The following is a 10258-nucleotide window of genomic DNA, read 5'->3' on the forward strand; positions in this document are numbered from 1 at the left end:
AAAGCCAGGGTCAATTGGAAATTTTCCAGTGCAGGTGCGCGCATTCGGTTAGGGCATCTCTATCCTAAATTAAAGCATGCTAACTAGGCAAAGTTTATTTGGTGAACTACTAGTTTTTGCGATACAACTCTTCAAGTAAATCATCAGCACTGTTAACAATACCTGCTTGGCTAAAGATATACAGCGCTAATATCCCTAAGAAAGTACGAAAGAGAAGGCTGATTACACTATCAGGTAGTTTGGGCAACAAGCGCGTGCTCACCTGTGCGCCCACTAATCCACCCAATCCCAATACCACTCCAATCATTGGAATAACATTACCGCTGAGTGTGTGACCAATACTAGCAGAGATGGCAGTCATGACAACCACACCCAAACTAGTTCGAATGGCAAGCTTAATTGGTTCACCTAAAAACAGCATTTGTAGGGGTACCATGATCACTCCACCACCAACCCCAAATAGTCCAGCCAGTAAACCTGCCAGCCCTCCTGTAATCAGCCGAACAAGTTTTGGGTTCGCTGATTGATGGGGAGGTGATTCAATAGATTGAGGTTGCTTTGCAGCAAGGCGATTTTTTAGATCAACCAAATAAATGTTGAGCAGCAGGAGTACCCCAAACGCACCGAGTAACCAGGCAGATGGCAGGTGATCAGCAAGCCATACTCCGAACTGCGCCGTAATTAAAGCTGGTAAACCTAAGGCTAAAATCCGCTGGCTGTCAAAATACCCCATCCGCCAATTCTGTACTGTACCAGAAATGGAGGTAATCAAAATCGCCAAACTGCTGGTTGCGACTGCCTGTACTGGAGTATAGCCAAAAGCAACAAGCATTGGCACTAATACAGTACCACCGCCAATTCCCAAAAAGCCTGCCAAAACTCCAGAGAAAAAACCTCCTACCACCAGCAGCAATAAACTAAATAAATTCATGATGGGCTCAACACTAGACTCACACGCTTCCATTAAACCGCATTCAACTTTTTGCATCTCAAAGGATGCAACTCAAACTCTCGAGCGCGTAAAATAACAACCAGAAAAAACAACAGTTGCCTTCAATAAGGAACTATTAAAAAACGCAAAATAGGTAGTGCCATTTAGGAAAGGACGTAGAAAAAAGAGCAAGAGAGAATAGAGAAGTAACCTGATTTGGCTTTCCCACGATGATCAAACCGTTGCTGCAGTGCCCTAAGTAGGGAAACGGAAATAAACACTGTTATATCAGAATAACGGAGAAACGTACTTTGAGAACCCTTTTTCAATGACCCGTCCTCGCCTTCAAGTGGTTCTGGCTGCAGAAGAAGACCGCACTTTACTGGAATTTAGAACCGCCAGTAGCGTTCCGCAACGGACGAAAGACCGTGCTGAGGTTGCTACGCCTGAGCCATCAAGGATGGACGACCGAGCAGATCGCCGAGTATTTTGATTGGCGGGTGGAAACGGTGCGTGAAACCATCTATTGCTGGAGAAAACAAGGCTTAGAGGGATTGTGAGATGCACCCTGTCCAGGACGTCGTCCTAAATGGCAGGAAGCCGACATCGGGCACTTAGAGCAATCGTTGCAGCAGGAAGCCCAAACGCACAATGCTCAGCAATGGGTACAGCAATTGCAGCAAGAACGACAAGTCAAGTTGGGCTCACGGCAACTACGGCGGATTCTCAAAAAAAGGGCTACTGCTGGAAGCGAACTCGACAAAGCTATCGAAGCCTACAGAACCTCCTAGAGAAACAGCTCAAACAAGCAGACTGGGAATTGTTGCAACAAGCAGCATGGGAGGGGTATTTGAAGTTGAAATATCTAGATGAATCTGGCTTTGATTGCTGGAGTCCCGTCAGCTATAGCTGGTCTTTGGCGGGCACCCAAAAGCGCCAGGAGCAGACTGCAAGGCCTGGCAGACGGGTTAACCTTATTGGTGTATGGGAACCCGATTGCAGTTTCACCTATGGCTTAAGTGTCGGAAGCATTACCAGCACAACCTACATTCGCTTCATAAATGAGCAAGCCAAACAAGCGCAACGGTTGTTTAAGCGAACTGGCAAAATCACCGTGATTACTCAAGACAACGCTCGGATTCATACTTGTCAAGCGGTACAGCAATGCATTTCAGACTGGCAGGAAAAACGCCATCCCCTTACTCATACAGTCCTCTCGACAAATCGACTCGCAGCCCGGTAATATCTCGATTGAGGGCGATCGCAATTTCGTAGGACTATAACCACACAGCAATCCTCGCAAACAAGTTTCGTCAACGTTTGTCAATGCTGTACGCCTGCCGCTACAGGCTTGCTTCACTTGCCCTAGATCAGCACTCAGCCTTGTCAAATTCCACTCCGCAGCAGCTTCATTGAAATGCTGAATACTGATCATGCAACATAGGCTCCTAACAAAGTTCTAACGTATTCTTTCCAAGGCATACAAGCTCTGAAAGCGCCAGTCATCTAACGTTTTTCCTAACCTTTGTTTGAAGTAATTTAGGCTTGCTAACCCTATCTCCTATCACCTGTTAGCGGTCGATGAAGTTCTAGTTTTCTAACCTGAAGACTGATTCGATCAATTCTTGTGAAAGCAGGACAAACGCTTAATAAAGCATTGAAGGAGATACCAATGTTAAAAGTGCAAGTTGCCACAACGCTTGAAGAGAAACAAGCGATCTATCAATTCAGATACAGCGTGTATATCGAGGAAATGAAAAAAAGCCTACGATATGCCAACCATACTGAAAAGATTCTCAAGGATAAGTTAGATGACACAGCAATGCTGCTTTACATCGAAGTTGAAGATGAGATTGTAGCAACCGTGCGAAAAAATCTGCTGGATTCTACTTCACTTCCTGAGAATCTCAGCCAGATCTTTGCAGTCGATCAATTTATTGGGGCATTCCCAACCCAAACGCTTTCATTTAGCAGCCGCTTAATGGTCGCCCCACAATGGCGAAATTCTTCGGTACTAGGCATGATTGTCATGGAATTCTACAGAGATGCCCGCACCCGAAATCTGCAATTTGACTTTTCTCACGCGGCTCCTTGGCTCGTTCCGTTTTATGAAAACCTGGGATATCGTCGCTACGTTGATAACTTCCTCGACGAGGATGCTGGTTTACAAATTCCGATGGTTTTACTGATGGAAGATGTTGAGCATCTGCGGGCAGTCCACTCCCCGTTCTATCGTGTCGCTCGTAAAGCCAGCAACACTTCAACGGCAAAGGATTGGTTCAATCAAGAATTTGCTGAACACAAAAAACTAATTAACACTTGCAGAAGTACAGCAGATGAAGTGTGGGAATTTTGGATTGCAAAACTGCATCAGCAATTAAATCCCAAAATTGACCTTTTTCAAGGGCTAACCGATCAAGGAATCCAACAGCTCTTAAAATCCAGCTTCTTTTATTGTGCAAAAGCGGGGGAAACTCTTCTGAGAAATGGAGATATCGCCAATGCCGTCTTTCTGGTGCTTTCTGGTGTGGTTGAGGTCAGTAACGCGGACAGCGGTTCAAAGACGTTGTTAAATTCCTATCAAACCTTTGGAGAAACAACATTGTTTACCCAACTACCTTCCCCAGAGCAGGCGATCGCCACAACAGATGTCGAAGTTTTGGTCTTGCCCGTCCAAACGATCATGAAAGCAATGAAAACGTCACCCGAATCAATGTGTCAGTTTTTCTTGAATGCGTCTCGCTGGATTTGCAAAAAGTATGTCCCTGAAGCAAATCAACTTGCAGACATCACTCGTAATCAATTCTTAACCGCTTAGACTTAAAGGAGTGCAATCAATGGACACGGTTCTTCGCATTGTTAGCAAAGCCCAAGAGATCTTTCGTCACAAGTTAGAGACCGTTGAGGCTTCAGGCGGTTTAACGCTTGAGCAATATGTTCGATACCTCTCAATGCAGTTTCATCTTACAAAAGATGTACAGAGACATTTCTTCATTGCAGCCAGTCACCCTGGTTTGGCGACGAAAGGAAAATTGCGAGATTTCCTGGTGGCATTTGGGCTAGAAGAAGAAATGCACTATCGCATTGCCAGCAAGGATATTGAGAATCTCGGTCAGCCGATGCTGTCTGTTCCACTGAATGTGAAATTATGGTGGGCATACTTTGACTCCGTCATTTATTCTCGTCCTTTTATCCGATTGGGGGCGACCTGCGTTCTAGAAAACTTGGGTTCAGGTGGCAGCATTGTGGTCAAACGCTTGCTGAAGACAGCACCCTTCATCAATGAACGTACGTCTCGGTTCATCCAGATTCATCTGCACGAAGAACTTCCACATGGAGATTGGATTATTAGTGTACTCAAGAATATAGAACTTGACAGCACTAACCTGGAGGACTTGCAAGAAGGTGCAGAAATGGGAGCAACGCTGTATCTTCGGATGGTGGACTGGGCTTTTGGAACTGATCCTCTAGCGATCGCATTCAGCAAACCTTCAGTAAAAGGTACAACTCCTGTTGCTTTGAAGTAGTGTGATATTCTTTGGTTATTTCGCCACTGTATCTCCGCTAGAGAGCCTGCTGTTTACAGTTTCATCTGCTTTGCTGCTGTCTTCGTGAGTTAGATCCCTAATCACGGTTAGGTGACGGCAGCAAAGCGATTTCTTATCTTAAGACAAGCCCCCACCCCAACCCTGATTAAGAGAAGTTTAGTGATGCCTTCATCAAACTTTTATTGGTCACGCAACTTAATCTCCGGCTTCGGTAAGATGTGGTTTTTGATTACTCCTCAAGAAACAGATAGTAATGGAGGAGGCGCAAGCCTTTTGGGATCAGTCGTTGAAGAGTTTGATGGAGGTCTCTTTTCGTATTATCCCGCGCCATACCATATGGCAACACCCAAGTTGATCCGTGACGCGATCGAACTGCGTCGAGACAAACTCAATCTGGACAACGGAGAATCGATTGTACTAGAAATAAAATTCGCTAGTTTGAGAATTAGCAATGAACGGCGAAAAAGCATTAAATCAGGAATTGGTAATTTTCCGAGCATACCTGTTTTCCTAGATGTGGGCTACTCGCGGATGGTCAGTATCACAGTAGAGCTAGAATCAGCCAAAATGCAGTATATTTCAACGGATTACTTAAGCAGGCTTTACAAACTTGTTGACGGGGATGACAACTTAATTGAGCCAAGCCTTGGAATAGACATTGATAACAACTACATCGTGGATCAAATTCTTCTCGCTAACCAGTACAATGTGATTTTTGAATCTGACTCAAACTTTAGTAGCCAATTCGAGGCAGAAATTTCATTTGTCAATGCTCAAAACGCTGGAAAGATCTCAGTTTCTCTCGACCGAGTTAATAAAAAGCGGGTCACTGCTAAAGTACACAACGGACAGGATTACCTCGTTGCCTTCAAAGTGATTGATTGGGATGATTTGGGGTGAGACGATCGCTAGGGACAAATATGTCTAAATCTCATCGTGTCTCTTCGATCGCTCCCAATGCTTTGAGAGTTACCGTTTCTGCTTGTGTTAAGCCGCTAATCCCTGCGATGTTCATTCCTTCATAGGGACGCGGCACTCTCAACGTCTGAAGGCATCTACCAGTTTCTACATTCCAGAATTTAATGGTTTCATCAAAGCTGCCGCTCAACAGAATCAAATCATTGTTCTGCATCTTGCCAGGTAAGTTTGTTTCCTTGTCTTCAGCAAGGCAAGATCGAATATAAAACTGGATAGAAAGAATAATTCCTTGATGTCCCTCAAGGGTTTGCACGTATTCTCCAGTTTCAAGATTCCACAGTTTTATGGTTTGATCAAAGCTACCGCTCGCCAGATATCCTCCATCCGGACTGAAGGCAAGCGCACCCACAGGTGCCGTGTGTCCCTCAAAGGTATATTTACATTTACCCGTCGTCATATCCCACACTTTAACGGTCTTGTCATAACTACAACTTGCGAGAGTCGTGCCATCTGAGCTAAATGCAACTTGCCAAACGCTGTTTTCATGCTCCTGTAAGGTCTGAGTGCAGTGTCCTGTTTCAACATCCCAGAGTTTAATCGTGGCATCAAAACTACTGCTGGCAACCTGTCGTCCATTTGGGCTAAACGCAACACCAACGACTGAGCTCTGATGTCCCTCCAACGTTTTTAGACAGTTGCCAGTTTCTATATCCCAGAGCTTGACGGTGGCATCATAGCTACCGCTCACTAATTGTTTACTGTTGGGGCTAAACGCAAGAGACCAGATCCAACTTGTATGTCCCTCGAAGGTTTGCAAACACTGCCCTGTCTTCCAATTCCATACTTTGATGGTGTTATCTCCACTGCCACTCACTAAAATCGCTTGATTTAGCTCGTTCGCATCTGTTTCAGTGGATTGAGGGGAAAATGCCACTGCCCAAACTCGATCGCGATGTCCTCGTAAGGTTTTAATTACTTGACCTGTTTTGAGATCCCAAAGCTTGATGGTTTCATCCTCATGACCCGTCGCCATCAACGCATGTTCAGTATGCAATGCTAGACAAAGGATTTCGTTCGTATGACCCTTCCAGGTTTTGATACATTGCCCTGTTCTGACATCCCAGACTTTAATGGCATGATCATCCCCGCCGCTCGCTAAGGATTGACCATTGGGGCTAAAGGCGATCGACCAAATCCGGTTGCTATGCCCCTGTAACGTCTTAATGCACTGTCCAGTCTCAATGTCCCAGAGCTTAATGATCTGGTCATGGCTACAGCTCGCTAGAGATTGACCATCTGGGCTAAAAATGGCAGTGGTCACCTCTTGGGTATGTCCCTGAAAGGTTTTAAGGCAAGTTCCTTGCTCCAGGTCCCATAGCTTCAGCGTGCCATCAGAACTGGCGCTTGCCAGCAATTGTCCATTCGCATCAAAGGCAACCGATCGTACCCAGCCGGAATGTCCTTGAAGCGTCTGGTAGCAGTTCCCAGTCGTGATATTCCACAGGTGAATGTGATGGTCTTCTGAACCACTGGCTAGGGTTTGACCATCAGGACTGAAGGCGATCGACCAAATTCGCTGAGTTAATCCTTGCAGGGTGCAAAACGGTTGAGCGATTGGCTCTTTTGATCGCTGGAGGGACAAATTAACGTGCCACAGACGGATCGTAGCGTCCTGGCTACTGCTTGCTAGTAAATGCCCATCAGGACTAAAAGCAACCGCATTAGCGGCTGAGGTGTGTCCTGATAGCGTCTGAAGACAGTCTCCCGTCTCCATATCCCATAGCTTGACTGAGTTATCATCACTAGCACTAGCAAGCAGCCTACCATCCGGGCTCGAGGTGACTGCCCAAACCCAGCTTTTATGACCTCTACAGGTCATCCGCTTGTTGCCACTCGTGGTATCCCAAAGGTGAATTTCACCGTTGCTATCTCCCGTGATTAAGTAGGTTCCATCTGAGCTATAAGTGACTGATAGGACGCCACCAAAGGTTTGAGTAAAAACAGACTTGACGAATTTACAGTGAGCAAAGCTGACCTGCCGTAAATTCACACCTTGCAGATACGCTTGCAGAATGGTCAGATGAGAAAAGTCATACCCAGTTAAGTCGGTTTGCAAGTGGCACAGTAGATTGATAAGGTTTCCGGCTGCATATCCAGATCCAACAGGTAGTCTTTTTTGCAATTGCGCTAGAAGCTGCTGTAGCTGTGCTTCAAGTTTTTCTCGGCTGCCAAGGGTTGCGATCGCCCTCTCCAAAATCGGTTTGAGAATTAAGCGGCTTTGATTGTCTCGCACATATTCTTTGGCAACTGCCTTAAGCAGGGCATAACGACTAAGCAGCCAGAGACTTCCAGTTTGAATCTCCTGGCACACCTGTTTAATCAGTCGTTCGGTCACATACTCAATCAGGACAGGTTGCAGGGTGAAGCTATTGCCGTTTCGTTCTAAGGGGAGTCGTCGCTGGAGCGATTGCAGGGTCGCTGCCACCTGTTCACGCTCCGCAGGAGTGAGGACGTCTTCCTTGAGTTCTGCTGGAGCTAGCAACTCCCGGTTGATGGTAAACCAATTGACTAATTCTTGTTCGTTGTCAGATAGGCGATCGAAATGCCAATCCAACAGCTCTCGCAAATCTTGAAAAATGGGATGCCCTTCTTTGAGAAACTCAGAAATGTTGCCACAGAAGACTTCATCGATATGCTTGGCTGCCAGTTCCAATGCTAAGGGATTGCCATTGTAAAGCTCAATTAAGGTCTGCCACTCAGCATCAGAACCGGAGAAGTTACCAATCTCAGAAAAAATTTTGATTCCCTCTGCAACACTCAGCCCATCCAAGTTGAGCGACCGCACGGGGCGCGCTTTTCCCTCTAATTGAGCAATCTCTTTATGCTTTTCTCGACTGGTGAGCAATAGACAACTTTGATGGGGCACGGTTCCTAACTGCTGGAACAATTGCCCATATCCTTCATACCCTTCTCGGTAGTGCCCAGCCGAGGTTCCTCCTTGCAAGATCGTCTCGGCATTATCAAGAATCAGCAAGCAACGGTGAGCTTTCAGGTAATGCAATAACTTTGAGATGCCTGCACCGAGATCGTTTGATAGGGGCGCTTCCTGCTGTTGAGCGAGAAATTGGACCAGCTCGGTGAGCAGGCTAGGTAGTGGTGGGGCATTGAGGAGCGATCGCCAGATCACAAACTGAAATTGGTCTTGAATTCCCTGCGCGAGTTTCAATGACAAATCCGTTTTGCCGATGCCACCTGCGCCCAGCTTGAGCGACAGCCGAGTTTTGCCCACTCCTGCCATGCCCAAGATACTGACAATACGGCAGCGGTCTTGCACAATCCACTGTTCTAATTGTTCCAGTTTTTCAGTACGTCCAAAGAAAACGCACACATCGGGAGCATCCCCCCAGTCATGGTGCAGCGTAGGAACCGAGGATGACAAGACTGAGGAGGATTCAGCATTTGCAATACTCTGTACAAGAACATCGTTCCGCTTGTAGCCTTGCCGCTCCAATAACACAGCAACATCTCGCCAATTTTTTACCTGTCCTGCGGTGATTGCTGCAACATAACGATACAATCCCCGTGTCAGATCGACTCGCAGCCCTTGTGCTTGGCGGTGTAGTGAAGCAGCAATTCCATTGGGGTCAAGACCACAAAGCAATCCTCGCAAACAAATTCGTTCTGTTGAAGACAGTGGCTTTTGTTTAATGGCGGCCAAGTCAGCATATAGCTGCTCTAAGTCCCAAACCTGAGCAGCGTCGAGAAACTTCTCCTCTTGAGGGCTGGAAGAGGATGGCATAACAAGCGAGAGTAGATGTGCTAGGGAACAATCAATAATTACCTAATTACTTCAACCATCAGTAAATTTCCTGAAAAAATTTACATACATAACTTCCTACCCTTGATTCAAGATGTTATAGTTTATACCAATTTGATTTCTGGGTTAAGCCCCACTGATTCCTAATGTCCGTTAGGGGTTGGAAGGTAGAAGATTGCTGAGTACTTTAATTGGAGCATTCCACGTGCGTGAGACGATCCATCGTTGGCAGCGTCAAGGCTTGGGAGGATTGTGGGATGCTCCGCGTGCTGGTCGTCGTCTCCAGTGGCAGGAAACCGATTGCGCTCATTTGGAAGCCACGTTGGAGCAAGACGCTAAAACTTACAGTAGTGCTCAGTTAGCGGAGCAGTTAGCGCAACAACGCCAAGTCCAGCTCAGTCGCTATCAGGTGCAACGCATCTTGAAAAAAAGGGCTTTGGCTGGAAACGCACCCGCATCAGCCATCAACAGCGACAAGACCCGGTAGCGCGGGCAGACAAACAAGCTGACCTTGCCACGCTGCAGCAAGCGGCAGTCGATGGTTACCTGACGATTTGGATTTAAGTCAAAGCGAATCATAGAGTAACACTTTGACATCCTTTACACAACGCTGCTTATTTTTGCTTGACTACTTACAACAAGCAACGGCGATGAACAATTGCACGTAGTCGGTCTATTTTCTCTATCCTTTCCTAAATGGCACTACCCGCAAAATACACTCTTAGTCAATGTAGAAATTGGTGTGATAAAGGAAAGCAGCATTGCTCTTGAGTCAAGCACTAGCTCAAAAGTTTCGTGCTATCTGTATGAAATACAGGTATGTATTTTACGTTGTATACTTTGGTGTATACAAAAACCCTCCTATTTTTCTGGGGTCGCTCCCGTATAAATAAATACTCATAAGGTTCTATTTCGTTGTGTTATGAAATAGACTTGTCGGGAAATAAGCAAGAATAGAAGGCAGAAATGGGATAAGCAAATGCTGGATATTGAACGGGTGCTGACACAAGACCGCTTGCTGCGCGCTTTAACTGGCTTGAATCG

General features: G+C 46.1%; 8 protein-coding genes. 6 read left to right on the top strand and 2 right to left on the bottom strand.

Annotation, left to right across the window (positions count from 1 at the left end; genetic code table 11):
- Window positions 1–109: 109 nt before the first annotated feature.
- On the bottom strand, window positions 110–988 hold the full coding sequence (locus tag H6F80_RS27755; protein WP_242067609.1) for a sulfite exporter TauE/SafE family protein: 879 nt from the start codon (window positions 986–988) through the stop codon (window positions 110–112).
- A gap of 371 nt (window positions 989–1359) precedes the next feature.
- Here H6F80_RS27755 and H6F80_RS27760 point away from each other — a divergent pair, with 371 nt between their 5' ends.
- The 5 genes from H6F80_RS27760 to H6F80_RS27780 all read left to right on the top strand — a co-directional run bounded on the left by H6F80_RS27760 (window position 1360) and on the right by H6F80_RS27780 (window position 5379).
- Window positions 1360–1491, top strand: coding sequence for a helix-turn-helix domain-containing protein (locus H6F80_RS27760; RefSeq protein ID WP_190794755.1), 132 nt, complete (start codon window positions 1360–1362; stop codon window positions 1489–1491).
- Window positions 1492–1592: 101 nt separating this feature from the next.
- A complete protein-coding gene (locus tag H6F80_RS27765) occupies window positions 1593–2174 on the top strand; it encodes a transposase (RefSeq protein ID WP_190794756.1) in 582 nt (193 codons plus the stop codon).
- Window positions 2175–2558: 384 nt separating this feature from the next.
- Window positions 2559–3749 carry a cyclic nucleotide-binding domain-containing protein gene (locus H6F80_RS27770; protein ID WP_190794757.1) on the top strand — a complete coding sequence of 397 codons (1191 nt, stop codon included), beginning with the start codon at window positions 2559–2561 and terminating at the stop codon, window positions 3747–3749.
- A 19-nt stretch (window positions 3750–3768) separates the two neighbouring features.
- The gene (locus H6F80_RS27775; RefSeq protein ID WP_190794758.1) at window positions 3769–4458 is read left to right on the top strand and encodes a hypothetical protein; all 690 of its coding nucleotides are present in this window, start codon (window positions 3769–3771) and stop codon (window positions 4456–4458) included.
- Between the two features lie 111 nt (window positions 4459–4569).
- Window positions 4570–5379 (top strand): hypothetical protein, encoded by an 810-nt coding sequence (locus H6F80_RS27780; RefSeq protein WP_190794759.1) that lies wholly within the window; start codon window positions 4570–4572, stop codon window positions 5377–5379.
- Between the two features lie 31 nt (window positions 5380–5410).
- Here H6F80_RS27780 and H6F80_RS27785 read toward each other — a convergent pair whose 3' ends face one another.
- Window positions 5411–9196: a WD40 repeat domain-containing protein gene (locus tag H6F80_RS27785; protein WP_190794760.1), complete on the bottom strand. Its 3786-nt coding sequence runs from the start codon at window positions 9194–9196 to the stop codon at window positions 5411–5413.
- A 223-nt stretch (window positions 9197–9419) separates the two neighbouring features.
- On the opposite strand from H6F80_RS27785, the gene H6F80_RS27790 reads away from it, so the two are divergent.
- On the top strand, window positions 9420–9701 hold the full coding sequence (locus tag H6F80_RS27790; protein WP_190794761.1) for a helix-turn-helix domain-containing protein: 282 nt from the start codon (window positions 9420–9422) through the stop codon (window positions 9699–9701).
- Window positions 9702–10258 lie beyond the last annotated feature (557 nt).

The sequence above is a fragment of the Leptolyngbya sp. FACHB-711 genome (assembly GCF_014695615.1).
Classification (GTDB): Bacteria; Cyanobacteriota; Cyanobacteriia; order Elainellales; family Elainellaceae; genus Leptolyngbya_A.